A 26,784-nucleotide genomic window follows, 5' to 3' on the forward strand; every position below is an offset into this window, starting at 1 on the left:
TGACCCGGCCAACCCCGCGAAAGGACAGTGCCATGCGCGCCGAAATGCTCAATATCGTGGAAGCGGTCCGCAAGACGCTGCGCCTGCTTGGCCAGCGCATGGACCTTGAAACCGCGCCGCACCGGCTGGAAGAATTCAACGCCATGATCGAGCATGGCGATCTGTGGTCCGACCCGGCCCGCGCGCAAAAGCTGATGCGCGAGCGGCAGATGCTGATGGACAAGCTGGAAACCTATCGCCGCATCGACCGCGATCTGACCGACAATATCGAGCTGATCGAGCTGGGCGAGATGGAGGACGATCCGGAAATCGTTGCCGAGGCCGAAAAATCGCTCCGCGCGCTGAAGGAACTGGCCGCGGCCAAGGAGTTGGAAGCGCTTCTGGATGGCGAGGCCGATGGCAACGACACCTTCCTTGAGATCAACGCGGGCGCGGGCGGCACGGAAAGCTGCGACTGGGCCTCGATGCTGGCGCGGATGTATACCCGCTGGGCGGAAAAGAAGGGCTACACGGTCGAGTTGCAATCGGAAACCGCGGGCGACGAGGCGGGGATCCGTTCGGTCGCCTACAAGATCTCCGGGCAGAACGCCTATGGCTGGCTGAAATCGGAATCGGGCGTGCATCGCCTCGTGCGGATCTCGCCCTATGACTCTGCGGCGCGGCGGCATACCTCCTTCAGCTCGGTCTGGGTCTATCCGGTCGTTGACGACAATATCGAGATCGACATTCCGGCGTCGGACATCCGCATCGACACCTATCGCTCCTCGGGCGCGGGCGGGCAGCACGTCAACACCACCGACTCGGCGGTGCGGATCACACACTTGCCGACGAATATCGTGGTGACAAGCTCGATGAAATCGCAGCACCAGAACCGCGAAGCGGCGATGAACGCGCTCAGGGCGCGGCTTTACCAGATGGAGCTCGACAAGCGCAACGCCGCGATCAACGCCCAGCACGAGGCCAAGGGCGAGGCGGGCTGGGGCAACCAGATCCGGTCTTACGTGCTGCAGCCCTATCAGATGGTGAAAGACCTGCGCACCGGGCATGAAACCTCGGACACGCAGGGGGTTCTGGACGGCGATCTGGATGCGTTCATGGCGGCGACGCTGGCGATGGATGTGGCGGGCAAGTCGCGCGCCGACGCGAATTCGGACGATTGAGCCGGTGGCGGCACGGGTCTACATCACCGGCGCCGCCGGGTCCGGCACCTCTACCCTTGGCCGCGCGCTGGCGGCCGAACTCGATCTGCCCTTTCTGGACACCGACGATTTCTACTGGGCGCCGACGGCGCAGCCCTTCACGCAAAAGCGCCCGGTGGCCGAGCGGCTGGCGCTGATTTCGGCGGCGCAACTGGGGCAGGGGCGTGATGGCGGCTGGGTGCTGGCGGGGTCTTGCGACGGCTGGGGCGATCCGGCGATTGCCGGGGCCGGGCTGATCGTCTTTCTGACCGCCCCGGCGCCGGTGCGGCTGGCCCGCATCCGCCGCCGCGAGGCCGAGAAATTCGGCGCCCGCATCCGCCCGGGCGGCGACATGGATCATGCCCATGCGCAATTCCTGAAATGGGCGGCCAGCTATGACGATCCCTATTTCTCGGGCCGGTCGCTGACGCGGCACCGCAGCTGGCTGTCGGGCCGCCCCGAGCCGGTGCTGGAACTGTCGGGCTCGATGCCGCTGGACGATCTGCTGGCCAAGACCCTGGCCCGTCTCGAAGCGCTCTGATCCTGCCCTTTCACCTTGGTTCAAATATCCCGGGGTCCGGGGCGGAGCCCCGGCCTTGTTCATCAAGGGATCGCAACGCCAAAGGAAAAGGGCGGCTTGCGCCGCCCTTTCGTCCCGTTCCCGGGAAAGACTTACTTGCCCGTATAGGGCATGTCCGGCGTGGGGGCCATCAGCTTGGGCGCATTCGCGCCTTGCAGCGGGTCATCCTGCCGCTGCACCGAGCCCTCGAAATGCGCGCCCGATTCAATCGCGATCGTCTTGTGGATGATGTCGCCTTCGACCCGCGCGGTCGAGGTCAGGCGCACTTTCAGCCCGCGCACCCGGCCGACGACGCGGCCATGCACGACGACGTCATCGGCGACGATCTCGCCCTTGATCGTGGCGCTTTCGCCCACGGTCAGCAGATGCGCGCGGATATCGCCTTCGACGATGCCTTCCACCTGAACGTCGCCCGTGGTCTTGATGTTGCCGGTCACCGTCAGATCGGCCGAGAGCACCGAGGCGGCCGCCTTGGCCCGCGGCGCGGTCGGCACGAAATCCCCCAGGCTGCGGGGCGGGGCGGTCGTCGCCTCGGGCTTCTTGTCGGGTTCGGAGGCCGCTTTCGGGCCGGGTTCGTGGATCTTGCTTTTAGAAAACATCCTGAGCCGCCTTGATGAAGGTCATCGGGTTGATGGGGGCGCCACCGACCCGGATTTCATAGTGCAGATGCGGTCCCGTGGACCGTCCGGTATTGCCTGTATCACCAATTAGATCCCCGCGCGACACCTTTTGCCCGACCTTCACGCGGATTTTGGACAGATGGCCATAGACGGTCGAGACGCCGAACTTGTGGCGCAGCTTGATCACCTGGCCATAGCCGTTTTCCCAGCCCGCATCGGTCACCACGCCATCGGCGGGGGCGTGCACATCCATCCCCACCGGCCCGGCAAGGTCGATGCCCGCATGCAGCCGCCCCCAGCGCCAGCCAAAGGGCGAGGTGAAGCGGTAGCCGCCCCGCAGCGGAATGGCGAAGGGCAGCTGATCGACGGCGATGCGATACATGTTCATCTCGTCAAGCTGCTGCAGGATGCCCTTGGCGCGGGCGATGTCGGCGCCGTCGTCGATGACGCCCTTGGTCGAGATCGCCGCCGACAGAAGCGGCCCGCCGGTGCCGGAATAGCCGCGGCGGATTTCGCGCAGGATCGCATCCGGGTCCATGCCCGATTTGCGGAACATCCGGTCGAGCGGCTCCATCGAGATCGTCACCGCGCCTTCCAGCGTGTCGAAGATTTCGGCGTTGCGTTCCTCGATCAGGCGGCGTTCCTGCAGCGCCTGATCGGCCTCGGCGCGGGCGCTGTCGGCCGCGCGGGCGGCACGGTCGCGCTGATGCGCGGTCTGATCGAGCGCCGCGGCCAGAAGATCGACGGTGCCGTCCATCTCGCCCACGCGCTGGCGCAGCGCCGCCGCGCCGCCCGCGCCGCGGCTTTGGTCCAGCTCCGCCCGGGCGGTGTCGCGTTCGGCCATGGTGCGCTTCAGCGTGGTCTGAATCACGTTGATGCCGGTTTCCAGCTCGCGGCGGCGTTCTTCGGATTGCAGCAGCTGCGACTGCATCCGCGACACCTGATCCAGCGCCAGTTGAAAGCGTTTTTGCGCCGCCAGCGCCTCGGCCGCACGGGCATCGCGTTCTTGCGAGAGACTGTCCAGACGCGCTTCGAACTGCGCCCGGGCAATCGCCGATTGCTCGCGCGCGCCGCCCGAGGAAATCTGGTCGATGAACAGAAGCGAGGTGGCGATCACCGACCACAGGAACAGCACCGACACCGCCGCAAGCGTCATCGCCTGGGTCAGCGGCTTCATCCGCACGAAGCGCGTGGCATCTTCGGATTTCAGAAACAGCCGTTGTTCGGGCAGCCATCGGTCGAGCACCGCATTGGTGCGGTCGAGTATCCGTCTGGGCAAGGCGGTTTTCCTGTCTTGCGGGCAGGGCCCGGTCTTTACGCCCCGGGGCGGGCCGGGTCCTTGCCGGACTTAGCAAGCGTCCTGCCCGCGGCGCAACCGATTTCCCCCCGGCCCGCCGCAGGCCCGGCGCCGGGGGGCGGTTTTGGGCGAAAACCTGCCGAAACTCGCCCATCGGGTCAGTTGTGGCGGGTTGGCTCTGGCTCAGCCCAGTGCCTGCACCGCGGCCAGCACCGCCTCGGCATGGCCCTTGACCGAGACCTTGGGCCAGACCTGCGCCACGGTGCCCGTCGCGTCGATCAGGAAGGTGGCGCGCTGGATCCCCATCGAGGTGCGGCCATACATGTTCTTTTCGACCCAGGTGCCATAGGCGTCGCAGACCGTGCCCGCCTCGTCCGAGACCAGCGCGATGCCAAGCGCATGTTTGGCGCAGAATTTCGCATGCGATTTCGCGCTGTCCTTGGAAATGCCCACCACGATCGCGCCCGCAGCGTCGAAATCGGGGCCGAGCCGGGTGAAATCCAGCGCCTCGGTGGTGCAGCCGGGGGTGTCGTCCTTGGGGTAGAAATACAGCACCACCTTGCGCGGTGCGAGGGCAGACAGCGTCAGTTCCGCCGTCTCGTCGCCCGTGCGGGTGACGGGAAGGGTGAAATCGGGCGCCTTTTCGCCGATAGCGATCATTTGCGTTCCTCCTTGTCGGATGCGTAAACTAGAGTAGGGCAGAAGAACGCGCGGTCAAAGGGGCGCGGGAGCAGAAGCAGGATGAACGATCTGAACGGGGGCGAAGGCCTCGGCGACGGAACCCGCGGGCGGGTGGCGGCTTCGATGCCGCTGCCGGCTTTGCCGCGCCGTCGGATCGGGATCTGGCTGGTGCTGGCGCTGCCGGTCTTCGTGCTGGCGCTGGTCACGGCGGGCCTGGCGCTGACGCATCTGCCGGTGCCGGTGCCGCAGATGGCGCTGAGCCGGATCGAGGCGCGGGCGAATGCGGCGCTGGCGGGGCGGATGGTGCTGCGGCTGGGCGCGGCCTCGGTGCGGATCGAGGCGGGCTTCGCCCCCGAGATCCGGCTGGGCATGGTGCAGATCGCCCAGCCTTCGGGCCTGCCGCTGGCGGTGCTGCCCGAATTGCGCACCCGGCTGCGCCCCGAGGCACTGCTGCAGGGGCGGCTTTTGCCGCAAAGGCTGCAGATCGGCGGCGCCTCGGTCGCGCTTTACCGCGGTGCCGACGGGCGCATTGATCTGGATCTGGGCAATGCCGGGGCGGGGGCGATCAAGCTGGATCTGACCGATCCGCTGAAGGTCACCGACAGTATCGAGGCGCTGTTTGCCACCCCCGCGCTGCAGGGCGTGACCGAGGTCTCGGCCGAGGATCTGCATATCCGCATCGTCGACGAACGGGCCGAGCGGATCTGGGAGGTCTCCGAGGGCCGCTTCCGCCTGAGCCAGAACGCCGAGGCGATCGCGCTGACGCTGGCCTTCGACGTGGGCGAACATGACACGCTGCCCGCGCAGGTGGCGCTGACCGCCTCGACCGCGAAGCACAGCCGGGCGGCCGAATTCGGCGCCGCCGTCACCGGCATGCCCGCGGCCGATCTGGCGATCCAGTCGCCCGCGCTGGCGGTCTTGCGCACGCTGGCGGCGCCGATTTCGGGCACGCTGCGCTCGGGCATCACCGAGACGGGCGATCTGCGCCGTCTGGATGCCAGCCTGCATATCGGGGCGGGGGCCTTGCAGCCCTCGGAGGGGGTGAAACCCGTGCCTTTCGAGGCCGCCGATCTGAAGCTGGCCTATCAGCCGCGCAGCGGCGTGGTCGAGATCACCCGGCTGGATCTGCAAAGCCGGGCCTTGCGGCTGGCGGCGACGGGGCAGGTGCGGCTGCGCGATTTCGACAAGGGCCTGCCGCGCGAGGCGCTGGCGCAGGTCGAATTGTCCGACATCGCCTCGGACCCCGAGGGGCTTTTTGAAAAACCGGCGCGGTTTTCGCAAGGCGCGCTGGATCTGCGGCTCCGGCTCGATCCGTTCCGCGTCGATCTGGGTCAGGTGCAGCTGGTCGAGGGCAGCCGCCGGATTTCCGCAACCGGGCAGGTTCTGGCCGCGCCCGAGGGCTGGCGGGTGGCCTTTGACGCCGCGGTGGGGGCGATTTCCAGCGCCGATCTTCTGGCGCTTTGGCCGAAAGCGCTGGTGCCACCGACCCGCGAATGGCTGGCCGAGAATGTGGCCACCGGCGAATTGCGCAATGTGCGCAGTGCCTTGCGGCTGGTTCCGCAGAGGCCGCCGCGGCTGGAGCTGGGCTATGAATTCCGCGGCGCCGAGGTGAAGGTGCTGCGCACGCTGCCCCCCGTGCGCGAGGGCCGCGGCTTTGCCGGGATCACCGAGAACAAGCATACGCTGATGGTCGAGGAGGGGACGCTTCAAGCCCCATCGGGCGGGCAGATCGAAGTGGCGGATTCGGTGATGACCGTTCCCGACATCCGCGAAAAACCCGCCCGCGCCGAGGTGAAGCTGGTCACCCGCGCCCCCATTCCGGCGGCGCTGGCGCTTCTGGACGAGGAGCCGTTCCATTTCCTGTCGAAAGCCGGGCAGGGCACCGACATCGCGACCGGCTGGGCCGAGGCGCGCACCCGGCTGCGCTTTCAGATGAAGAAGCGCATCCTGACCGAGGATGTCGATTTCGACGTGGTGGCGCGGCTGACCGATGTCGTGTCGGACAAGGTCGTGCCGGGCCACACGATCACCGCGCCGCGGCTGACGCTGAGCGCCGACCCGTCGGGCATGGTGATTTCCGGGGCGGGGCGCTTCGACATCGTGCCGTTTCAGGGCCGCTGGGCGCAGCGTTTCGGGCCCGAAACCCGCGGCATCTCGCGCGTGGATGGCTTTGTCGAGATCACGCCCGCGGGGCTTGATCATCTGAAGATCGCCCTGCCCAAGGGCGCGCTGACGGGCGAGGGCTGGGGTTCTCTGGCCATCGACCTGCACAAGGGCCAGCCGCCCGCCTATCGTTTTGCCTCCGATCTCAAGGGGTTGCGGCTTTCGGTGCCGGAAATCGGCTGGTCGAAGGCGGCGCCGACCCCGGGCCGGATCGAGCTTGCGGGCCATCTGGGCCCGGTGGCCAGTGTCGACAGCCTGAAGGCCAGCGCCCCGGGGCTGAGCGCCGAGGGACGGTTGCAGCTCTCCGACAAGGGTTTCGAAAAGGCGATCTTCAGCCAGCTTGCGATCGGTAAATGGTTTGCGGGCGCGGTGGATCTTTTGGGCCGCGGCAAGGGCCGCGTGCCCGATGTGACGGTGCATTCGGGCTGGCTGGATCTGCGCGCGGCGGGTTTCGGTGGCGCGGCGGCCGGCGGTGGCGGTGGCGGCGGGGCGGGCAACCGGATCGAGGCGCGGCTTGACCGGCTGACGGTTTCGGGCGGGATCGCGCTCGCGCCGATGGCGGGGCAGTTCACCACCCGGGGCGGTTTTTCGGGTGATTTCCGCGGCAGGGTGAATGGCGGCCCCGAGGTGACGGGGGCGGTCCTCTCGGCCCCGAACGGGCGCACGGCGGTGCGGATCACCGGGCCCGATGCGGGCGCGGCGCTGGCGGCGGCGGGCGTCTTTTCCAAGGCCCGCGGCGGCACGCTTGATCTGACGCTGATGCCGGTCGAGACGAAAAGCTACGACGGGCGGCTGGCGATTTCGAACCTGCGGGTGAAGGATGCGCCGGTGCTGGCCTCGATGCTCTCGGCCGCGTCGGTGATCGGGCTGCTGGAGCAGCTCAACGGCGAGGGGCTCTTGTTCACCGAAGTCGCGGGGCGGTTCCATCTGTCGCCGCAGGGGGTGTCGGTCACGTCGGGTCAGGCCGTTGGCGCCTCGATGGGCGTCACGATGAGCGGCAATTACTATCCCGACAGCAAGGCTATCGACATGCAGGGCGTGGTGACGCCGTTCTATCTGGTCAATGCGATCGGGCAGATCTTCGCGCGCAAGGGCGAGGGGCTTTTCGGTTTCAACTATCGCATGCGCGGCACCTCGGATGCGCCGCGCATCACCATCAACCCGCTTTCCATCTTTACCCCCGGCATGTTCCGCGAGATCTTCCGCCGCGCGCCGCCGCAACTGGTCACAGAATGAACCTTTCCGATTTCGACTTCGACCTGCCCGAGGGGCGGATCGCCACCCGTCCCGCCCGTCCGCGCACGGCGGCGAAGCTGCTGGTGGCCACGCCCGACACGATCCGCGATCTGACCGTGGCCGATCTGCCGGACCTGCTGGGCCCGGGCGACCGGCTGGTGCTGAACACGACCAAGGTCATCCCGGCGCGGCTCTCGGGCAGGCGCACGCGCCAAAGCGCGCAAGGGCAGGTGGTGGCCCGGGTCGAGGTGACGCTGCTGGAACCCGCGCCGGGGGGCGACTGGATGGCGCTGGCCAAACCCTTGCGCAAGCTGAAGGAAGGCGAGGAGATCGTCTTTTCCCCGGCGCTGTCGGCCCGCGTCGAAGCGATTGCCGAGGGTCAGCTGCGCCTGCGCTTCAACCTGACCGGCCCGGATTTCGACGCGGCGCTGGCAGAGGCCGGGGCGATGCCGCTACCCCCCTATATCGCGGCCTTGCGCGCGCCTGACGAGCAGGACAAGACCGATTACCAGACCGTCTTCGCGCAAAAGCCCGGCGCCGTCGCCGCGCCCACGGCCAGCCTGCACTTCACCCCGGAACTTCTTGAAAAGCTGCGCGAAAAGGGCGTTCAATTTACGGAAGTCACGCTGCATGTCGGCGCCGGAACCTTCCTGCCCGTCAAGGTCGAGGATGTGACGACGCACAGGATGCATGCCGAATGGGGCGAGGTGACCCCACAGGCCGCGGCCGAGATCAACGCGACGAAGCTTGCTGGCGGGCGGGTGATTCCCGTGGGCACGACGGCGCTGCGGCTGATCGAATCTGCCGCCACCGGGCCGGGGGTGATCGCCCCCTTTGCCGCGACGACCGACATCTTCATCTATCCGGGCTACCGCTTCCGCATCGCCGATGCGCTGATGACGAATTTCCATCTGCCGAAATCGACGCTTCTGATGCTGGTTGCGGCGCTGATGGGGCAAGACCGGATCCGGGCGATTTACGATCACGCGCTCACGAAGAATTATCGCTTCTTCTCTTATGGTGATGCCTCGCTTCTGCTACCCGGGTGACGTCCCCCAACCGCGAGTAATCCCATGCTGTCCGTCCTGCGCACCACCTGGCCTTTGCTTCTGGGCGTGATGCTGCTCATGGTCGGCAACGGCATGCAGGGCACGCTTCTGGGCATCCGCGGCGCTTTGGAGGGCATCGGCACCTACAAGATGTCGGTGGTGATGTCGGCCTATTTCGCGGGCTTTCTTCTGGGCTCGCATTTCACCCCTCAGATGATCGCGCGGGTGGGCCATGTGCGGGTCTTTGCGGCGCTCGGCTCGATGATTTCCGCGGTGCTGATCCTTTATCCCGCCGTGCCCGACTGGATCGCCTGGTCGGCGATGCGGGTGCTGATCGGCTTTTCCTTTTCGGGCGTCTATATCACCGCCGAAAGCTGGCTGAATGCCTCGGTGTCGAACCGGATGCGGGGGCAGGCGCTTTCGGCCTATATGATCGTGCAGATGATCGGCATCATCTCGGGGCAGGCCTTGATGAACGTGGGTGATCCGGGGGGGTATCTGCTTTTCGTCATCCCCTCGGTTCTGGTGTCGCTGGCCTTCACGCCGATCCTTTTGTCGGTCGCGCCCGCCCCCGAATTCGCCGAGGTGCGGCGGCTGAATTTCCGCCGCCTCTTTGCCGTCTCGCCGCTCGGCGTCGTCGCCATGTTCCTGATGGGCGGGGTGTTTTCGGCGCTCTTCGGGATGGTCTCGGTCTGGGGCACGGCGGCGGGGCTTTCGGTGCGGGAAATCTCGATCTTCGTCGGCGCGATCTATCTGGGCGGGCTTGTCGCGCAATATCCGATCGGCTGGATCTCGGACCGGATGGACCGGCGCAAGCTGATCTTGCAGGTGGCGGTGATCGGCGCGGGCGCGATGCTGGCGGCGGCGCTGCTTTCCCCCGGCTTCTGGGCGCTTGTGGCGCTGGCCGCGGTGATCGGCGGCGTGGCGAACCCGCTTTACGGCCTGCTCATCGCCTATACGAACGACTATCTCGACAATACCGACATGGCCGCCGCCTCGGGCGGGCTGTTGTTCGTCAATGGCGTGGGCGCGATCACCGGCCCCCCCGTCACCGGCTGGCTGATGGAGCGGACGGGCTCGGGCGGTTTCTTCCTGTATGTCGCGATCCTGATGGCGGGGATCGCGCTTTATGCCGGCTGGCGCATCCTGCGCGCCCCGGGGCGGCAGGGCGCGCATCCGGCGGCCTTCGCCGTCGTCTCGCCCGCGGCCACGGCGCTGGCGGTCGAGGCGGTGCTCGACTCGGGCGGGGAGGGGGGCGCGGCAAAACCTTCGCCCGTCGCCTGAGTTTCGGGCAAGGCGCCCCCTGTTTGGGCAAAATGGGGCAGGGCTGTGGACCAATCCCGGGGCGGCGCGGGCTTTGCTTGCAATTCCCGGGCCAGTTGGCACGCTAACGGGGCTGTTCCTGACCCAAAGGGGGACCACATGGATATGATCACCGAAGTGATCGCCTTCTGGCATGACGAGGTGGGGCCGGATCGTTGGTATAACGCGACCCCGGACCTCGATGCCATGATCCGCAGCCGCTATCTTGATCTGTGGGAGCAAGCCCGTCAGGGCGAATGTGACGACTGGGCGCAATCGGCGGTGGGCGCGCTGGCTTTGTGCATCCTGTTCGATCAGATGCCGCGCAACATGTTCCGCGGCGAGCGTCTGGCCTTTGCCACCGATGCCCAGGCCCGCAAGGTGGCCGATGCCGCGATCGAGCGCGGCTTCGACATGGAAATCGTCGATCCTTTGCGGCAGTTCTTCTATGTGCCGTTCATGCATTCCGAGAGCCTCGCCGATCAGGAGCGCGGCGTGCGTCTGGCGGCCGAACGGATGCCGGATGAACATCTGCTGCATGCCAAAGCCCACCGTGCGGTGATCGCGCGCTTCGGCCGCTTCCCGTGGCGCAATGAACTGGTGGGCCGCTATTCCTCGGACGAGGAGGCCGTCTTCCTGTGGCAGGGCGGCTACGAGCGCATGCTGGCCCACGTCGCCCGCTGATCGTGCCGACAGATCCCCAAACGCGCCCTTTTCGGGGCGCGTTTTCCATTTCGGGGTGCGGCTTCTTGAAGCGGCCGCAAAAATAGTTTAATGCCAAACCATCTTGAGATGGAGGGACGGATGGCCGCGAAAAGCTTCGACATGATCGTGATCGGCGCGGGGCCGGGGGGCTATGTCGCGGCGATCCGCGGCGCGCAGCTGGGGCTGTCGGTGGCCGTGGTCGAGCGCGAGCATCTGGGCGGCATCTGTCTGAACTGGGGCTGCATCCCGACAAAGGCGCTGTTGCGCAGTGCCGAGGTGTTTCACCTGATGCACCGCGCCAAGGAATTTGGCCTGAAGGCCGAGGGGCTGGGCTACGATCTTGACGCCGTGGTGGCGCGAAGCCGCGCGGTGGCCAAGCAGCTGTCGGGCGGGATCGGGCATCTTTTGAAGAAGAACAAGGTCACCGTGCTGATGGGCGAGGCCACGCTGCCCCGCGCCGGTGTGGTGGCGGTGAAAAGCGGCGCGGGCGTCGAGGAGATCACCGGCAAGGCCATCGTTCTGGCCACCGGCGCGCGGGCGCGGGTGCTGCCGGGGCTTGAAGCCGATGGCGATCTGGTCTGGACCTACAAGCACGCGCTGACACCGAAACGGATGCCGAAGAAGCTGCTGGTGATTGGCTCTGGCGCGATCGGGATCGAATTTGCCTCGTTCTTCAACACCTTGGGCGCCGATACGACGGTGGTCGAGGTGATGGACCGCGTTCTGCCCGTCGAAGACGCCGAGATCTCGGCCTTTGCGAAGAAGCAATTCGTCAAGCAGGGGATGAAGATCCTTGAAAAGACGACGGTCACGCAGCTTGACCGCAGCCCGGGCAAGGTCGTCGCGCATCTGCAAGACGCCAAGGGCACCACCACCGCGGAGTTCGACACGGTGATTTCGGCCGTGGGCATCGTCGGCAATGTCGAGGGGCTGGGGCTGGAAGCCTTGGGCGTGAAGATCGACCGCACCCATGTGGTGGTCGATGAATTCTGCCGCACCGGCGTTCCGGGGCTTTATGCCATCGGCGACATCGCCGGGGCGCCGTGGCTTGCGCACAAGGCCAGCCACGAGGGCGTGATGGTGGCCGAACTGATCGCGGGCAAGCACGCCCATCCGATCAAGCCGGGCACGATTGCCGGATGCACCTATTGCACGCCGCAGGTGGCCTCGGTCGGGCTGACCGAGGAAAAGGCGAAAGCGGCGGGCTATACGGTCAAGGTCGGCCGCTTCCCCTTCATCGGCAACGGCAAGGCGATTGCGCTTGGCGAGCCCGAGGGGATGGTGAAAACCGTCTTCGACGCGAAGACCGGCGAGCTTCTGGGCGCGCATATGGTTGGCGCCGAGGTGACCGAGATGATCCAGGGCTATGTGATCGGCCGCACGCTGGAAACGACCGAGGAAGAGCTGATGCACACCGTCTTCCCGCATCCGACGCTGAGCGAGATGATGCATGAATCGGTGCTCGACGCTTACGGGCGCGCGCTGCATATGTGACGGGGCGGGGGCTTTGCCCCCGATCCGGCCCGTTCTTCCGGCCTGCCGCTTGCAGGCTGCGCGGGGCTCTGCCACAAGGGCGCATGGCCAAGGCATCCGCAAATTTCACCTGCACCGACTGCGGTGCCGTCCATCGCAAATGGTCGGGGCGCTGCGACGCCTGCGGCGCGTGGAATTCGATCGTCGAGGAAGCGCCCCTGTCCGCAGGCCCCGCGGGCAAAAGCCTTGGCGGCGCCAAGGGGCGGCGCATCGACCTGACCACCCTTGCCCATGAAGAGGCGCCACCGCCGCGGACCCTGTGCGGGATGGCGGAATTCGACCGGGTGCTGGGGGGCGGGCTTGTCCCCGCCTCGGCGATCCTGGTGGGGGGCGATCCGGGCATCGGGAAATCGACGCTGCTCTTGCAGGCCGTTGCAGCTTTCGCCCGCAAGGGGTTGAAATGCCTTTACATCTCGGGCGAAGAAGCCTCGGCGCAGGTGCGGATGCGGGCCTTGCGGCTGGGGCTCGCCGATGCGCCCGTGAGCCTTGGCGCGGAAACCAACCTGCGCGACATCCTGACGACGCTTGAGGCCGAGCGGCCCGATCTCGTCGTGATCGACTCGATCCAGACGATGTGGGCCGACATGGTGGAAGCCGCCCCGGGCTCGGTCTCTCAGGTCCGGGCCGCCGCGCATGAGCTGGTGACCTTTGCCAAATCGCGCGGCGTTTCGGTGATCCTTGTGGGCCATGTCACCAAGGAAGGCCAGATCGCCGGCCCCCGCGTCGTCGAACACATGGTCGACACCGTGCTTTATTTCGAGGGCGAGCGGGGGCACCAGTTCCGCATCCTGCGCGCGGTGAAGAACCGCTTCGGCCCGGCCAGCGAAATCGGCGTTTTCGAAATGACCGGCGGCGGTCTGGCCGAGGTCGCCAACCCCTCGGCCCTGTTTCTGTCCGAACGCGGCCAGCCCGCCCCCGGCTCGGCCGTTTTCGCGGGGATCGAAGGCACGCGGCCGGTCTTGACGGAAATTCAGGCGCTCGTCGCCCCCTCGTCGCTGGCCAGCCCCCGCCGCACGGTGGTGGGCCTCGATTCGGGGCGGGTGTCCACGATCCTTGCCGTCCTTGAAAGCCGCTGCGGCATTCCCTTTGCCGGGCTGGACGTGTTCCTCAATGTCGCGGGCGGGCTGAAGGTGCTGGAACCGGCCGCCGATCTGGCGCTGGCCGCGGCGCTGCTTTCGGCGCGCGAGGATGTGGCGCTTCCGGCCGATCTGGTGATTTTCGGGGAAATCTCGCTCTCGGCGGCGCTGCGCCCGGTGGGACAGGCGGAAAACAGGTTGAAAGAGGCCGAGAAACTTGGTTTCTCACAGGCGATCCTGCCGGTGGGCACCAAGCTTGAGGGCGGGGCGGGGATGGCGCTGCGCAAGCTGCCCGACCTCGTGACATTCGTTGGGGACATGTTCGGCGCGGGCTAGCGTCACAGGGGGTTTGGGGCCATGGAAGGGTTCACCATCGTCGACGCCATCGTGGCGATCACCATCATCCTGTCGGCGATCCTCGCCTACAGCCGCGGTTTTGTCCGCGAGGGGCTCGCCATCATGGGCTGGATCGGCGCGGCGGTGCTGGCCTATACCTTTGCCGATGCCGCCAAACCCTTGATCGCACAACTGCCGGTCCTGAACAAATTCCTCGCCGACAGCTGCGAACTGGCGACGATCGGCGGTTTCGCCGCGGTCTTTGCGCTCTCGCTGGTGCTGTTCTCGATCCTGACGCCGCTTTTTGCGACGCTGGTGCAGCGCTCGGTTCTGGGCGGTCTGGATCAGGGTCTGGGGTTCCTGTTCGGGGTCGCGCGGGGCGTGATCCTCGTCGCGGTGGCCTTCGTCGTCTATGACAAGCTTGTCACCGCGCAGGCGATGCCGGTCGTCGACAATTCGCGCTCGGCCAAGGTGTTTTCGAAGCTGAGCGGGCAGATGGATGACACCATGCCCGATGATGCGCCCGGCTGGATCGTCGCGCGCTACGAGGATCTGGTGGCGAAATGCGGCCCGCTGCCCGGCACCGAGCCGCAGGCCGCGCCCGCGCCTGCCTCGAACTGAGGCGCGCACGCGAAATCGTGACGCCTTTCTAAGGAATTCCGAGCGGGAGGGCTTAACACCCCTCCCGTTTCGCGTTAAAGCCGCGCCAAGCCCAAGATCCCTGGAGCCTTCCCATGACCGTTGCCGAAAAGACCTTCCTGTCGCATCCCTTTGACGACGACAAGCTGAAGGAGGAATGCGGCGTTTTCGGCGTGATCGGCGTCGTCGATGCGGCGAATTTCGTGGCGCTTGGCCTGCATGCGCTGCAGCACCGCGGTCAGGAAGCGGGCGGCATCGTCGCCCATGATCCGGCCAAGGGCTTCAACTCGGCGCATCGCTTCGGCTATGTGCGCGACAATTTCACCAAGGCCTCGCTGATGGAAACCCTGCCGGGGCCTTTGGCCATCGGCCATGTGCGCTATTCGACGGCGGGCTCGAAAGCGGCGGTGATCCGCGACATCCAGCCCTTCTTCGGCGAGTTTTCGATGGGCGGCTGTGCGATCGCCCATAACGGCAACCTGACGAATGCCGATGCGCTGCGCCGCGAGCTGATCGACCGCGGTGCGATCTTTCAATCCGGCTCGGACAGCGAATGCATCATCCATCTGATGGCGCGCTCGATCCAGACCAACCATGCCGAGCGCATCGCCGATGCGCTGCGCCGCGTCGAAGGGGGCGTTTTCGGTGATCGCGATGACGCGCACGAAGCTGATCGGCGTGCGTGACCCCTTGGGTGTGCGCCCGCTGGTGCTGGGGCGGCTGGGCGATCATGGCTATGTGCTCTCGTCCGAGACCTGCGCGCTCGACATCATCGGGGCGGAACTGGTGCGCGAGATCGAGCCCGGAGAGATGGTGATCATCCACGAAGGCCAGATCGAAAGCACGCGCCCCTTCCATGCGGCGCAACCGCGGTTTTGCATCTTCGAACATGTCTATTTCTCGCGGCCCGACAGCATCATTGGCGGCCGCTCGGTCTATGAAACGCGCCGCCAGATCGGGGTGGAGCTGGCGCGCGAGGCCCCGGTCGAGGCCGATCTGGTCTGCCCGGTGCCCGACAGCGGCACCCCCGCGGCGATCGGCTACAGCCAGGAATCGGGCATTCCCTTTGCGCTGGGCATCACCCGCAACCAATACATGGGCCGCACCTTCATCGAGCCGACCGAGCACATCCGCAACATGGGGGTGCGGCTGAAGCTGAACGTCAACCGCTGCCTGATCAAGGGCAAGCGGGTGGTGCTGGTGGACGATTCGGTGGTGCGGGGCACCACAAGTCGCAAGATCAAGGAGATGATCCTGGAGGCTGGCGCGGCCGAGGTGCATTTCCGCATCGCCAGCCCGCCGACCGCCTGGCCCTGCTTTTACGGCGTCGACACGCCCGACCGCAACAAGCTTCTGGCGGCGCGGATGTCGGTCGAGGAGATGCGCGACTGGATCGGGGTGAACAGCCTTGAATTCATCTCGCTCGACGGTCTTTACCGCGCCGCGGGGGGCCGAGGGCGGCCGCGACAATGCCTGCCCGCAATATTGCGACGCCTGTTTCTCGGGCGATTATCCGGTGAAGCCCTCCGATCAGATCGGCAAGGGCTTCAAGATGAAGGGCTGAGAAGGTCTTTCGCCTCGGGCAAGCCCGAGGCGACCCGCGGGGGGCTCCGCCCCCCGCACCCCCCAGGCGTATTTTGCCAAGGAAAAACAAGGCCGTTTTGTCTTTGGGCCGGACGGAACGCTTCTCTGCATCCCCTTTTGCCTTGCTGCAAATATCCCGGGGGTCCGGGGGCGGAGCCCCCGGCGGGTCGCCTCGGCGAGAGCCGAGGCGAAACTCTTCCCTCAACCGAAATCCGCGGGCTGGCGATGGCCGGTCAACTGTGCCGCCACGGCGCGGCCTAGCGGGTCAGCCGCGCGCTCAGCCGCTCGGCCACCATGGGGGGTGACGAATTTCGACACGTCCCCACCCAGCCGGGCGATTTCCTTCACCAGTTTCGAGGCGATCGCCTGCCGCCGCGCATCGGCCATCAGGAACACGGTTTCCACGCTGGCATCCAGTGCGCGGTTCATCCCAACCATCTGGAATTCATATTCGAAATCGGCGACGGCCCGCAGCCCGCGCACGATCACCCCCGCGCCGACATCGCGGGCGCAGTCGATCAGCAGGTTCTCGAACGGATGCACGACGATCTCGCCGCCGCGCCGCGCGGTGATCGGCGCGCATTCGGCCTGCAGCATCTCCACCCGCTCTTCGAGCGAGAACAGCGGCCCCTTGTCGCGGTTGATCGCCACCCCGATCACCAGCCGGTCCACCAGCGCCAAAGCGCGCTCGATGATGTCGATATGCCCAAGCGTCACCGGGTCGAAGGTGCCGGGGTAAAGGCCGATCCGCATCCAGTCCTCCTCAGACCGCACTCACCGAAAGGTGAGCGCACGCAACAGCATCGGCGCGGAATTTGCAAGCCGAAGCACCCGCGCCGCAGCGTCACAGCGCGCGCGTCGGCGAACCCACGCCCGCCCCCGCCGCGGCCAGTGCCTCAAGCCGCGCCACCTCGCGCCGCATGCCGCGCCCCAGCGCCTCGGCCAGCCGGTCAAGCCGTTCGGAGCGGCGGTCATCGGCATGCCGAATGAGCCAGAAGGCGCGGGACAGCGCGATATCCGCAGGCAGCACCCGCACCACCCCCGGCGTGAAGGGCAGCGCGAAATCATGCACGATCCCCAGCCCCGCCCCCGCCCGCAGCATCTGCATCTGCACCGAGACCGAATTCGAGGCCAGTTCCACCTTGTCGGCCCCGGTCTGCGCCAGATAATCCAGCTCCTTGTCGAAGATCATGTCGGAAATATAGCCGACGATGCGGTGCCCCCTTCAGCTGCGACCGCTCGGCAATCGGCGGATGGCGGCGCAGATAGGCTTCGTGCCCGGCCAGATGCAATTGATAGTCCACCAGTTTTTTGCACCGTCAGCCGCCCGGCCGAGGGCGGCGAGACGGCAATCGCCATATCCGCCTCGCGCTTCGAGAGGTTGAAGACCCGGGGCAGCGCGACGATCTGGATTTCCAGCCCGGGATGGGCATCGCAGATCTCGGCGCAAACCTGCGGCAGCAGGTAATTGGCGCAGCCATCCGGCGCGCCGATGCGCAGCTGCCCGGTGATCTGGCCTGCCGCGCCCGACAATTCCTCGGCCGCGCCCGCAAGGGCGGCTTCGGCCGCTTCGGCATGGGGCAAAAGCCGCGCCCCCTCGGCCGTCAGCGCATAGCCCTGCGGCGATTTCGCAAAAAGCTTCGCGCCCATGGCGTCTTCCAGCCGGGCAATCCGCCGCCCCACCGTCGCCGCGTCGCATTTCAGCCCCCGCCCGGCACCGGACAGGCTTTCCGCCCGCGCCACCGCCAGAAACACCCGCAGATCGTCCCAATCCATCCGCCACCTTTGCAAAACTGCAAAACGCTTTTGCCTGACTTCCTCTTTTGGCGGCATTTTCGCAAGGGTAATCTGCGCCAAACCTGTCAGGGAGGATGGAATGAAAGAGATCGGACACTGGATCGACGGCAAGATGGTTGCGGGTACCTCGGGCCGGTTCGCCGAGGTGATGAACCCGGCCACGGGCGAAGTGCGGGCGAAAGTGGCGCTGGCCACCAAGGCCGAACTGGACGCCGCCGTCGCCGCCGCCGAACGCGCGCAACCGGGCTGGGCCGCGACGAACCCGCAGCGCCGCGCCCGGGTGATGATGAAATTCGCCGACCTGATCAACACCCATATGGAGGAACTGGCGGAACTCGTCTCGGTCGAACATGGCAAGGTGCTGGCCGATGGCCGCGGCGATGTGCAACGCGGCCTTGAGGTGATCGAGGTCTGCATGGGCGCCCCGGCGCTGCTGAAGGGGGAATACACCGATGGCGCGGGCCCGGGGATCGACATTTACTCGATGCGCCAGCCGCTGGGCGTCGTCGCGGGGATCACGCCCTTCAACTTCCCGGCGATGATTCCGCTGTGGAAAATGGGCCCGGCGCTCTCGGCGGGCAATGCGATGATCCTGAAACCCTCGGAACGCTGCCCCTCGACCGCGCTGCGGCTGGCGGAACTCGCCAAGGAAGCGGGCCTGCCCGATGGCGTGCTGCAGGTGGTGAACGGCGACAAGGAAGCGGTCGATGCGATCCTGGACAATGACACCGTGCAGGCGGTGGGCTTTGTCGGCTCGACGCCGATCGCGCAATATATCTATGGCCGCGCCTGTGCGAATGGCAAACGCGCGCAGTGCTTTGGCGGCGCGAAAAACCACATGCTGATCATGCCCGATGCCGATATGGACAAGGCCGCCGATGCGCTGGTGGGCGCGGGCTATGGCGCGGCGGGGGAACGCTGCATGGCGATCTCGGTTGCGGTGCCGGTGGGCAAGGGCACGGCCGAGGCGCTGATCGAACGGCTTGTGCCGAAGATCGAAAAGCTGAAGGTCGGCCCCTATACGGGCGGCGCCGATGTCGATTTCGGGCCGGTGATCACCGCACAGGCGCGCGACCGGATCGAGGGGCTGATCGCCTCGGGCGTGGAACAGGGCGCGAAGCTCGTCATCGACGGGCGCGGGCTGAAAATTCAGGGCTATGAGAACGGCTATTACGTCGGCCCCTCGCTTTTCGATCACGTCACCCCCGAGATGGAGATCTACAAGCAGGAAATCTTTGGCCCGGTGCTGAGCGTCGTGCGCGCCGACAGCTACGAGGACGCGCTGAAGCTGGTGATCGACAATGACTACGGCAACGGCACGGCGATCTTCACCGCCGACGGCGACACAGCGCGCGATTTCGCGAGCCGCGTCAATGTCGGCATGGTCGGCATCAACTTCCCGATCCCGGTCCCGCTGTCCTACTACACCTTCGGCGGCTGGAAGAAATCGGCCTTCGGCGATCTGAACCAATACGGGCCCGATGCCTTCCGCTTCTACACCAAGACGAAAACGGTCACCGCGCGCTGGTTCTCGGGGATCAAGGATGGCGTCGCGCTGAACTTCAAGGCGCTCGACTGACCCGAACACGGGGGGCCGCGCCTGCGGCGCGGCTTGCCCTTCGGGCCAGAGGCGTATTTGCGCCAAGAAAAAGCAGGGCGTTTCACCTTGGATCAAATATCCCGGGGTGAATTGGCCGAAAGGCCAAGAGGGGCAGCGCCCCTCTGCCTCCCTTGCAAAACTCGTGCAAGGATTCGAAATTAAACAGACGTTCAATTCACGCACTTTGGGAGGAGCGCATGGATTTCGCGCTGAGCGAGGAGCAGCAGGCGATCTTCGACATGGCCTTCGCCTTCGGGCAGGAGGAAATCGCGCCGCATGCGCGCGACTGGGAGGCGGCGGGCACGATCCCGCGCGATCTGTGGCCCAAGGTGGCGGCGCTGGGGCTGGGCGGCATCTATGTCTCGGAAGACTACGGCGGCTCGGGGCTGAGCCGGCTCGATGCGACGCTCGTCTTCGAGGCGCTGGCGATGGCCTGCCCGGCGGTGGGCTCGTTCCTGTCGATCCACAACATGTGCGGCGGCATGATCGACAAATTTGGCAGCCCCGAGACGAAAGCCCGCTTCCTGCCGAAGCTGTGCAGCATGGAGACGATCTTTTCCTATTGCCTGACCGAACCCGGCTCGGGCTCGGACGCCGCCGCCTTGCGCAGCCGCGCCGAGGCGGTGCCGGGCGGCTACAAGCTCAATGGCACCAAGGCCTTCATCTCGGGCGGGGGCTATTCCGACGCCTATGTCACCATGGTCCGCACCGGGGGGGAGGGGCCGAAGGGCATCTCGACCCTGGTGGTCGAGGCGGGCACGGCGGGGCTGTCTTTCGGCGGGCTGGAAGACAAGATGGGCTGGCGGGCGCAGCCGACGGCGCAGGTGAACTTCGACGATTGCGTCGTCCCGGCCGAGAACCTTGTCGGGGTCGAGGGCAAGGGGTTCAGCTATGCGATGGCGGGGCTGGATGGCGGGCGGCTGAACATCGCGGCCTCGGCCCTTGGCGGCGCGCAGGCGGCGCTGGATGCGACGCTGCGCTACATGGGCGAGCGCAAGGCCTTTGGCCAGTCGCTCGATCAGTTTCAGGCGCTGCAATTCCGGCTGGCCGAGCAGGAGGTCAAGCTGCAATCGGCGCGGATCTTCCTGCGGCAGGCGGCGTGGAAGCTTGATCATGCCGCGCCGGACGCGACGAAATTCTGTGCGATGGCAAAGCTTTACGTCACCGATGCGGCCTTTGACGTCGCCAACCAATGCCTGCAACTGCATGGCGGCTACGGCTATCTGGCCGATTACGGGATCGAGAAGCTGGTGCGCGATCTGCGCGTCCATCAGATCCTGGAAGGCACGAATGAAATCATGCGGTTGATCATCGGCCGCAGCCTGATTGCGGAGCGCGACCGATGAGCGACTGGATCCTGGCCCGCAAGGAGGGCCGCGCGGGCCGCATCACCTTCAACCGCCCCGCCGCGCTGAATGCGCTCGATCACGACATGGCCGGGGCGATCGAACAGGCGCTGGATGACTGGCGCAATGATCCGGCGGTTCAGCTTGTCATCATCGACGCCGAAGGGCCGCGCGCCTTTTGTGCGGGCGGTGACATTGCCACGATCTATCATCTTGGCAAGGAAGGCGATTTCGAGATCGGGCCGCGGTTCTGGCGGGCCGAATACCGGCTGAATGCGCTGATCAAGGAATATGAAAAGCCGATCCTTGCCTTCATGCAGGGTTTCGTCATGGGCGGCGGCGTCGGCGTGGGTGGTCACGCAAGCCACCGCATCGTCGGCGACACCACGCAAATCGCCATGCCCGAAACCGGGATCGGGCTGATCCCGGACGTGGGCGGCACGCTGATATTGGCCCTCGCCCCCGGGCGGGTGGGCGAATATCTGGGGCTGACCGGCGGGCGGATCGGGGCGGCGGATGCGATCTATGCCGGTTTTGCAGATCTTTACATCCCCGAGGCGGACTGGCCCGGCCTGATCGCGCAGATCACCGAAACCGGCGATCCGACCTGCCTGCCCAAACACCTTGCCCCCGCGCAAAAGGGCCGTCTGGCCGATCTCCGCCCCGAGATCGAAGCGGCTTTCGGCGGGGGAAGCCTGCGCGAAATCGTCGGAACCCTTGACCGGATGCAAGGCGATTTCGCGCAGGAGACTGCCGCCACCCTGCGCCGGGTCTCGGCGCTCTCGGCCGAGGCGACGCTGCGGCTGATCCGCATGACCCGGGCAACGCCGACGATCCGCGAGGCGCTTTCAAACGAGTTCCGCTTCACGCTGCGCGCGGTCGAGAAGGCGGAATTTCTGGAAGGCGTGCGGGCGCAGATCATCGACAAGGACCGCAAGCCGAACTGGCGCTACAGCCTTGACACCCTGCCCGAGGCGGTGCTGGCAGAGCTGCTCGCCCCCCTGCCTGCGGGCTGGGACATACCTTTCGACGCCTGAAGATCGCGTCACAAATCCTTGGGAGAAAACATGAAAATCGGGTTTATCGGACTTGGGAACATGGGCGCGCCGATGGCGGCCAATCTGGCGAAGGCGGGCCATGCGGTGACGGGCTTCGACCTTGCCGCGCCCTGCCCGGAGGGCGTCGCCCCGGCCAAAAGCATCGCCGAGGCGGTGCAGGGCGCCGAAGTGGTGATCACCATGCTGCCCAATGGCGCGATCCTGCGCGCGGTGGCCGACGAAGCGCTGGCGGCGATGGCCCCCGGCGCGGTGCTTTGTGATTGCTCGACCGTCGATGTCGAAAGCGCGCGCGCCGTGGCGGCCGAGGCGGCGACGGCGGGGATGGGGGCGCTGGATGCCCCCGTTTCGGGCGGGGTCGGCGGGGCAAGCGCGGGCACGCTGACCTTCATGGTCGGCGGCTCCGACGCGGCCTTTGCCACGGTGAAGCCGCTCTTTGACGTGATGGGGCAAAAGGCCGTGCATTGCGGGGCCTCTGGCGCGGGGCAGGCGGCGAAGATCTGCAACAACATGATCCTGGGCGTCACCATGATCGCCACCTGCGAGGCCTTTGCGCTGGCCGACAAGCTCGGGCTCGACCGGGGCAAGATGTTCGATGTGGTCTCGACCTCGTCGGGCTACAGCTGGGTGATGAACGCCTATTGCCCGGCCACCGGGATCGGGCCGAAAAGCCCGGCGGACAACGGCTACAAGCCCGGTTTCGCGGCGGAACTGATGCTGAAGGATCTGCGGCTTTCCCAGCAGGCGGCGACGGGTGCGGATGCCGACACGCCGATGGGGGAACTGGCGGCCGCGCTTTACGCCCGCTTCGTCGAGGAGGAAGACGGCAAGGGAATGGACTTTTCCGCCATGCTGCCGCGGTTCGAAAAACGCTCCCGCGGCTGAGCGCCTCAGCCGGTTGCGCTTGCACCGGGCGGGGGGGTGATTAGATAGGACCTATGGATTGGATCGACACTGCCCCCGCCACCGCCTGCCTTGATGCCCCCGCCCGCGCGGCCTTGGCGCCTCTGGTGCCGAGCGATGTGCCGCGCGGCACCGTGCTTTTTCGTCCCGGCGATGCGGTGCAGGGCTTCGTTCTGATGCTGGAGGGCCGGATCGAAGTGTTCCTGACCGGGGCGAATGGCCGCGAGCTGATGCTTTACGCGGTCGAACCGGGGCAGACCTGCGTGCAGACGACGCTGGGCCTTCTGGGCGAGGCCGCCTATAGCGGCGAGGCGATTGCCACCGCGCCCTGCCGCCTTGTCCTTGTGCCCCGGGCCATCTTCCTGAAACTGATGGAAACGTCCCCCGCCTTCCGCAGCCTTGTCTTTGCCGCCATGGCGGTGCGGATGGAGGAGGTGATCCGGCTGATGGAGCGGGTCTCGTTCCAGTCGGTCGAAAGCCGTTTGGCGGGCTGGTTGGTGGCGCGGGCGGAAGGCGGGCGGGTTCAGGCCACCCATGCGGAAATCGCCGCGCAGATCGGCTCCGCGCGCGAGGTGGTGTCGCGCCGCCTTGACGCCTTTGCCCGGCGCGGCTGGGTGCGCACCGAACGCGGCGCGGTCGAGCTGCGCGACGCGCCCGCCCTGGCCCGGCTGGCCGCGACCGAGACTTTGTGACCAGATCACCGACAGGCCCGCGGCCCCATGCTAGCCTGTGTCATCGGCCGGAAACCCGGCCTTCTGGCATCAAGGGAGCAAGAGATGTTCAAGACCAATGTCGGCGGCATGGACAAGAAACTGCGCATCGCGGTGGGCGTGCTGCTGCTGCTCGCCGGGTTCCTGACCGGTGGTGAAGCGGGCTACAACTGGATTTTCCTGATCGGCATCGTGCCGCTGGCGACCGGGCTGATGAACACCTGCCCGCTTTACAGCGTGCTGGGCATCAACACCTGCAAGAACTGAGCGCAGCCGTCAGGCCGCAACGCCCGCCGGTTCGTTCCGGCGGGTTTTCTTTTGCCCGCGCGCGGCCTAGACTGCGCGCATGCGTGCCGTGATCCTGCTTGCCCTGATCCTTGCCCCGCCGCTGCGCGCCGAGGAGCCGCCGCTGCCGCCCGGCGCCAGCGCCTGCAAGGTGATGCAGACCACCGGCGACCGGTTTTGCAAGTTCGGCCCGCGCTGGCGGCTGCAAAATGCCCGCCCGCCCGCGCTTCAGCCCGGCGAGGATTTCCCGGTGCTGAGCCAGTCGATGCTGATGGATCTTGACCGCTACGACCTGCCCCCCGTCGATGGCCGTTGGCGCTATTACCTGCGCGACCGGGTGATCTACAAGGTCTCCTCCGAGACCGGCAAGGTGATCGAAGTGGTCGGCCGCGCCCGGTCGGACTGAGCTAGGCGGGCTTGCGCGCGACGATGTAGCGGCTGTGGTGGCCCTTGCCGAAGGTCCGTTCCGCCTCGATCGTGAAGCCCGCGGCGGTGATCAGGGCGCGCAGCTCGGGCGCCTTCAGCGCGCGGGCGGGCGGCATCCAGCCGCGCAGCCGCAAAAGCGGCAGAACCGCCTTCATCGTCCAGGGCAGATCGGCCAGACACCAGGTCTTCGACAGAAAGAGCCCGCCGGGGGTCAACTGCCCGAAGAGCGCGCGCAAGGCGGCCTCGGCATCGGGCACCAGATGCAGGATGTGAAAGGCGCAGATCACGTCGAAGGGCGCCTTGGCGTGGCGGGTCTCGGCGGAGGCGAGCCGGAACTGCACCCGGTCGGAGCCGGGCTTGGCACAGGCGATCCGGTGCATCTCGGGCGAAAGATCGGTGGCAAGCCACAGCGCGACCTGCGGCCCGAGCCGCAGCGCCGTCGTGCCGGTGCCCGCGCCGATCTCGAGCACCCGATCTTGCGGGCGCAGCCGCGCCGCAACCTCGGCCAGCATCTCCTCATACGCGGCGCCATCGCGCACCGGGCGCGCGGCATAGCGCTCGGCCACCCGGTTCCAGAACTCGATCCCGTCGGTCATGTCGCCTCCCTGCCCGTCCCTGGTGCCAAGATGATGCGCACCGACCACAGCGGCAAGGGCCCTGATGGTCGCGCCAGACGCCCCCCTTGCCAAGAGCACGCTTGCGGGCAAAATATGAACACAAAATATAGACCCTAATTGACCATCCCACGAGCAGGACTTTCCCATGAGCTTTTCCGATCCCGCCCGCACGAGTGTGTTTTCGCCGGATTTCCACAGCCTTCGCACCGCCGCTGCGCGCCTCGATGCCGTGGCCCAGACCGATCTGGTGGCAACGTTTGCGGGCCACACGCTGAGCCTTAGCGGCACGGCGGCCCCCGATACCGGCAATGGCAGCTACGCCTTCTATGTGAGTGTCTCGGGCGGCGGCACCACGATGGAGGATACCGACGGCACCGACATCGCCCTGCCCGCCGACCTGAGCGGGATGACGCGGATCGACCTCAGCGCGGTGACCGGCGCGGGGGTCGACTTCATCTTCGACATCGACGGCGGCTCGATCGCGGCGATCGGCACCGCCGCGAACGACAGCCTGATGTCCTGGGGCGGCGCCGCCACCCTGAGCGGTGGCGCGGGCGATGACCTGCTTGCGGGCGACAAGATGGCCGATGTGCTCATCGGCGGCGCGGGCAGCGACACGCTGCGGGGCAATGCCGGGGCGGACACCCTCGCCGGGCGGGGCGGAGACGATCTGATCCTGGGCGGCTTCGGCCGCGATACGCTGCTGCTCACCGGAGCACGGTCGGATTACCAGATCCGCGTCGTCGCGGGCGAGTACGTGATCACCGACCTGCGCGCGGGCCACGCGGACGGTCAGGACACGATCAGCGCCGTCGAAGTGCTGCAGTTCAGCGACCAGACCGTCGCCCTGCCCCGCCCCGAAAGCGCCCTGCAGGCGGAGGTGACAGATCGGACGCTGAGCCTTGGCGGGACGCCCTTCGTTGCGGAAAACCCGATCCTGATGCGCGCGACCGCGCAGGGCGAGATCCGCATCTTCGAAAACGACCGCGGCTATACCGGCTTGCCGATCGACGGGGATCTGTCGCAGGTGAACCGCCTTGATGCGAGTGCGCTTGAGACCGGTCTGAACCTGCGCTGGTATCTGCCCGGAACAAGCTCGATCATCGCCACCGAACAGGCGGATTACATCAACGTGGACCGGGGCATCGGCGCAAGGCGCGTGCAGGGGCTGGGCGGCAATGACAACATCATCGCCGGTCGCGGCAATGACACGCTTCTGGGCGGGACCGGGGACGACTTCCTGCGCGGCGGGCGCGGCGATGACCGATTGAGCGGGCAGAACGGCAACGACAGCCTCTTTGGCGACGAAGGCACCGATACCGTGGTCCTTGCAGGGAACCGGACCGATTACCTCGTCACGCAGGACGGATCGACTTGGCGCGTCGAAGACCTGTCGCCGGGCGGACGCGGCGGGGTCGACGTGCTGACGGATGTCGAATTTCTTGAATTCCGCGACGGGGTGATGGCGCTGACGGAAGCGACCAACGCGCTCACGGCGACGCAGGAGGGCTCTGTCCTTGTCATCAGCGGCGCCGCGGCGCGCACGGAGGGGCTGATCAGCCTTTATTGCGACCCCGGGGTCTGCGGGCTGTCGGACAACGACATCGCGGGCACGACGACCTCGCTCGGCTATCTTGACGGCGTCAGCAGCATTGATTGCCACGACCTGCAGGGCGCCGGGATCAGCATGGTCTTTTCCGATTTCGGGCGCAGCCTTGCGCTGGTGGGCAGCGCGCAGGCGGACCATTTCCTGTTCGACTCGGATTTCGCCGTCACCATCTCCGGCGGTGACGGGGATGATGGCATCATGGCCGGGCGCGGCGACGACCTGCTGACCGGCGGCGCGGGCGATGACGTGATCAACGGCTCCGCGGGCACCGACACGGTGATCTTTTCGGGCACGATCGCCGAATACTTAGTGATCTCGTACAGCCACGGCGACTACTTCCAAATCTCCCATGCCCTCGGCAGCGACGGCATCGACACGCTCTACGGGATCGAATTCGTCCGCTTCGCGGATGCCACCGTGGCGGTGGCCGATCTGATCTGACCTCGGAGGGCCTGGC

At 66.7% G+C, this 26,784-nt stretch carries 22 protein-coding genes and 2 pseudogenes; 18 read left to right on the forward strand and 6 right to left on the reverse strand.

The features are described 5' to 3' along the window. Nucleotides 1-32: 32 nt before the first annotated feature. Nucleotides 33-1,160 (forward strand): peptide chain release factor 2, encoded by a 1,128-nt coding sequence (gene prfB / locus ACTTAG_RS07500; RefSeq protein WP_444464882.1) that lies wholly within the window; start codon nt 33-35, stop codon nt 1,158-1,160. Between the two features lie 4 nt (nt 1,161-1,164). After that, nucleotides 1,165-1,719, forward strand: a complete 555-nt coding sequence (locus ACTTAG_RS07505) for an AAA family ATPase (RefSeq protein WP_444464883.1) — start codon at nt 1,165-1,167, stop codon at nt 1,717-1,719. A gap of 131 nt (nt 1,720-1,850) precedes the next feature. Here ACTTAG_RS07505 and ACTTAG_RS07510 read toward each other — a convergent pair whose 3' ends face one another. The 3 genes from ACTTAG_RS07510 to ACTTAG_RS07520 form a co-directional block, all read right to left on the reverse strand. After that, nucleotides 1,851-2,357: a bactofilin family protein gene (locus ACTTAG_RS07510; protein ID WP_444464884.1), complete on the reverse strand. Its 507-nt coding sequence runs from the start codon at nt 2,355-2,357 to the stop codon at nt 1,851-1,853. Further along, on the reverse strand, nt 2,347-3,657 hold the full coding sequence (locus ACTTAG_RS07515; protein WP_444464885.1) for a DUF5930 domain-containing protein: 1,311 nt from the start codon (nt 3,655-3,657) through the stop codon (nt 2,347-2,349). Before ACTTAG_RS07515 ends, ACTTAG_RS07510 begins: the two co-directional genes overlap by 11 nt. Nucleotides 3,658-3,858: 201 nt before the next feature. Further along, nucleotides 3,859-4,335: a peroxiredoxin gene (locus tag ACTTAG_RS07520; RefSeq protein ID WP_444464886.1), complete on the reverse strand. Its 477-nt coding sequence runs from the start codon at nt 4,333-4,335 to the stop codon at nt 3,859-3,861. Nucleotides 4,336-4,416: 81 nt separating this feature from the next. Between ACTTAG_RS07520 and ACTTAG_RS07525 the strand changes: the two genes are divergently transcribed. The 8 genes and pseudogenes from ACTTAG_RS07525 (at nt 4,417) to purF (ending at nt 15,959) form a co-directional block, all read left to right on the forward strand. Then, nucleotides 4,417-7,755: an AsmA-like C-terminal region-containing protein gene (locus ACTTAG_RS07525; RefSeq protein WP_444464887.1), complete on the forward strand. Its 3,339-nt coding sequence runs from the start codon at nt 4,417-4,419 to the stop codon at nt 7,753-7,755. Further along, on the forward strand, nt 7,752-8,804 hold the full coding sequence (queA, locus tag ACTTAG_RS07530; protein WP_444464888.1) for a tRNA preQ1(34) S-adenosylmethionine ribosyltransferase-isomerase QueA: 1,053 nt from the start codon (nt 7,752-7,754) through the stop codon (nt 8,802-8,804). Before ACTTAG_RS07525 ends, queA begins: the two co-directional genes overlap by 4 nt. A 24-nt stretch (nt 8,805-8,828) precedes the next feature. Continuing rightward, nucleotides 8,829-10,088 carry an MFS transporter gene (locus tag ACTTAG_RS07535; RefSeq protein WP_444464889.1) on the forward strand — a complete coding sequence of 420 codons (1,260 nt, stop codon included), beginning with the start codon at nt 8,829-8,831 and terminating at the stop codon, nt 10,086-10,088. Nucleotides 10,089-10,226: 138 nt separating this feature from the next. Continuing rightward, on the forward strand, nt 10,227-10,790 hold the full coding sequence (locus tag ACTTAG_RS07540) for a DUF924 family protein (protein ID WP_444464890.1): 564 nt from the start codon (nt 10,227-10,229) through the stop codon (nt 10,788-10,790). Nucleotides 10,791-10,910: 120 nt separating this feature from the next. Then, a complete protein-coding gene (lpdA, locus tag ACTTAG_RS07545; RefSeq protein ID WP_444465211.1) occupies nt 10,911-12,305 on the forward strand; it encodes a dihydrolipoyl dehydrogenase in 1,395 nt (464 codons plus the stop codon). A gap of 83 nt (nt 12,306-12,388) precedes the next feature. Next, the gene (gene radA / locus ACTTAG_RS07550) at nt 12,389-13,756 is read left to right on the forward strand and encodes a DNA repair protein RadA (protein ID WP_444464891.1); all 1,368 of its coding nucleotides are present in this window, start codon (nt 12,389-12,391) and stop codon (nt 13,754-13,756) included. A 21-nt stretch (nt 13,757-13,777) separates the two neighbouring features. Further along, entirely contained in the window at nt 13,778-14,377 is a 600-nt protein-coding gene (locus ACTTAG_RS07555) for a CvpA family protein (protein WP_444464892.1), read from the forward strand. Nucleotides 14,378-14,490: 113 nt separating this feature from the next. Then, nucleotides 14,491-15,959, forward strand: a pseudogene (gene purF, locus ACTTAG_RS07560) (amidophosphoribosyltransferase). Nucleotides 15,960-16,180: 221 nt separating this feature from the next. Here the strand turns inward: purF and coaD are convergent. Both coaD and ACTTAG_RS07570 read right to left on the reverse strand, forming a co-directional pair. Further along, nucleotides 16,181-16,732 carry a pantetheine-phosphate adenylyltransferase gene (coaD, locus tag ACTTAG_RS07565; protein WP_444464893.1) on the reverse strand — a complete coding sequence of 184 codons (552 nt, stop codon included), beginning with the start codon at nt 16,730-16,732 and terminating at the stop codon, nt 16,181-16,183. 91 nt (nt 16,733-16,823) lie between these two features. Continuing rightward, nucleotides 16,824-17,755, reverse strand: a pseudogene (locus tag ACTTAG_RS07570) (LysR family transcriptional regulator). Between the two features lie 100 nt (nt 17,756-17,855). Here ACTTAG_RS07570 and ACTTAG_RS07575 point away from each other — a divergent pair. The 7 genes from ACTTAG_RS07575 (at nt 17,856) to ACTTAG_RS07605 (ending at nt 24,081) form a co-directional block, all read left to right on the forward strand. After that, nucleotides 17,856-19,355, forward strand: a complete 1,500-nt coding sequence (locus ACTTAG_RS07575) for a CoA-acylating methylmalonate-semialdehyde dehydrogenase (RefSeq protein ID WP_444464894.1) — start codon at nt 17,856-17,858, stop codon at nt 19,353-19,355. A 218-nt stretch (nt 19,356-19,573) separates the two neighbouring features. Then, entirely contained in the window at nt 19,574-20,722 is a 1,149-nt protein-coding gene (locus ACTTAG_RS07580) for an acyl-CoA dehydrogenase family protein (protein ID WP_444464895.1), read from the forward strand. After that, nucleotides 20,719-21,759 carry a 3-hydroxyisobutyryl-CoA hydrolase gene (locus ACTTAG_RS07585; RefSeq protein WP_444464896.1) on the forward strand — a complete coding sequence of 347 codons (1,041 nt, stop codon included), beginning with the start codon at nt 20,719-20,721 and terminating at the stop codon, nt 21,757-21,759. Before ACTTAG_RS07580 ends, ACTTAG_RS07585 begins: the two co-directional genes overlap by 4 nt. 30 nt (nt 21,760-21,789) lie before the next feature. Next, the gene (gene mmsB / locus ACTTAG_RS07590) at nt 21,790-22,662 is read left to right on the forward strand and encodes a 3-hydroxyisobutyrate dehydrogenase (protein WP_444464897.1); all 873 of its coding nucleotides are present in this window, start codon (nt 21,790-21,792) and stop codon (nt 22,660-22,662) included. A gap of 53 nt (nt 22,663-22,715) precedes the next feature. Continuing rightward, nucleotides 22,716-23,372 (forward strand): Crp/Fnr family transcriptional regulator, encoded by a 657-nt coding sequence (locus ACTTAG_RS07595; RefSeq protein ID WP_444464898.1) that lies wholly within the window; start codon nt 22,716-22,718, stop codon nt 23,370-23,372. Nucleotides 23,373-23,456: 84 nt separating this feature from the next. Further along, nucleotides 23,457-23,657, forward strand: a complete 201-nt coding sequence (locus ACTTAG_RS07600) for a YgaP family membrane protein (protein ID WP_444464899.1) — start codon at nt 23,457-23,459, stop codon at nt 23,655-23,657. Between the two features lie 79 nt (nt 23,658-23,736). Then, on the forward strand, nt 23,737-24,081 hold the full coding sequence (locus tag ACTTAG_RS07605) for a hypothetical protein (RefSeq protein WP_444464900.1): 345 nt from the start codon (nt 23,737-23,739) through the stop codon (nt 24,079-24,081). Between the two features lies 1 nt (nt 24,082). On the opposite strand, the gene ACTTAG_RS07610 is transcribed toward ACTTAG_RS07605, so the two are convergent. Further along, nucleotides 24,083-24,697 (reverse strand): class I SAM-dependent methyltransferase, encoded by a 615-nt coding sequence (locus tag ACTTAG_RS07610; RefSeq protein WP_444464901.1) that lies wholly within the window; start codon nt 24,695-24,697, stop codon nt 24,083-24,085. A gap of 166 nt (nt 24,698-24,863) precedes the next feature. Here ACTTAG_RS07610 and ACTTAG_RS07615 point away from each other — a divergent pair, with 166 nt between their 5' ends. After that, on the forward strand, nt 24,864-26,768 hold the full coding sequence (locus ACTTAG_RS07615; RefSeq protein WP_444464902.1) for a hypothetical protein: 1,905 nt from the start codon (nt 24,864-24,866) through the stop codon (nt 26,766-26,768). Nucleotides 26,769-26,784 lie beyond the last annotated feature (16 nt).

The organism is Rhodobacter capsulatus (assembly GCF_052363185.1).
Classification (GTDB): domain Bacteria; phylum Pseudomonadota; class Alphaproteobacteria; order Rhodobacterales; family Rhodobacteraceae; genus Rhodobacter; species Rhodobacter capsulatus_E.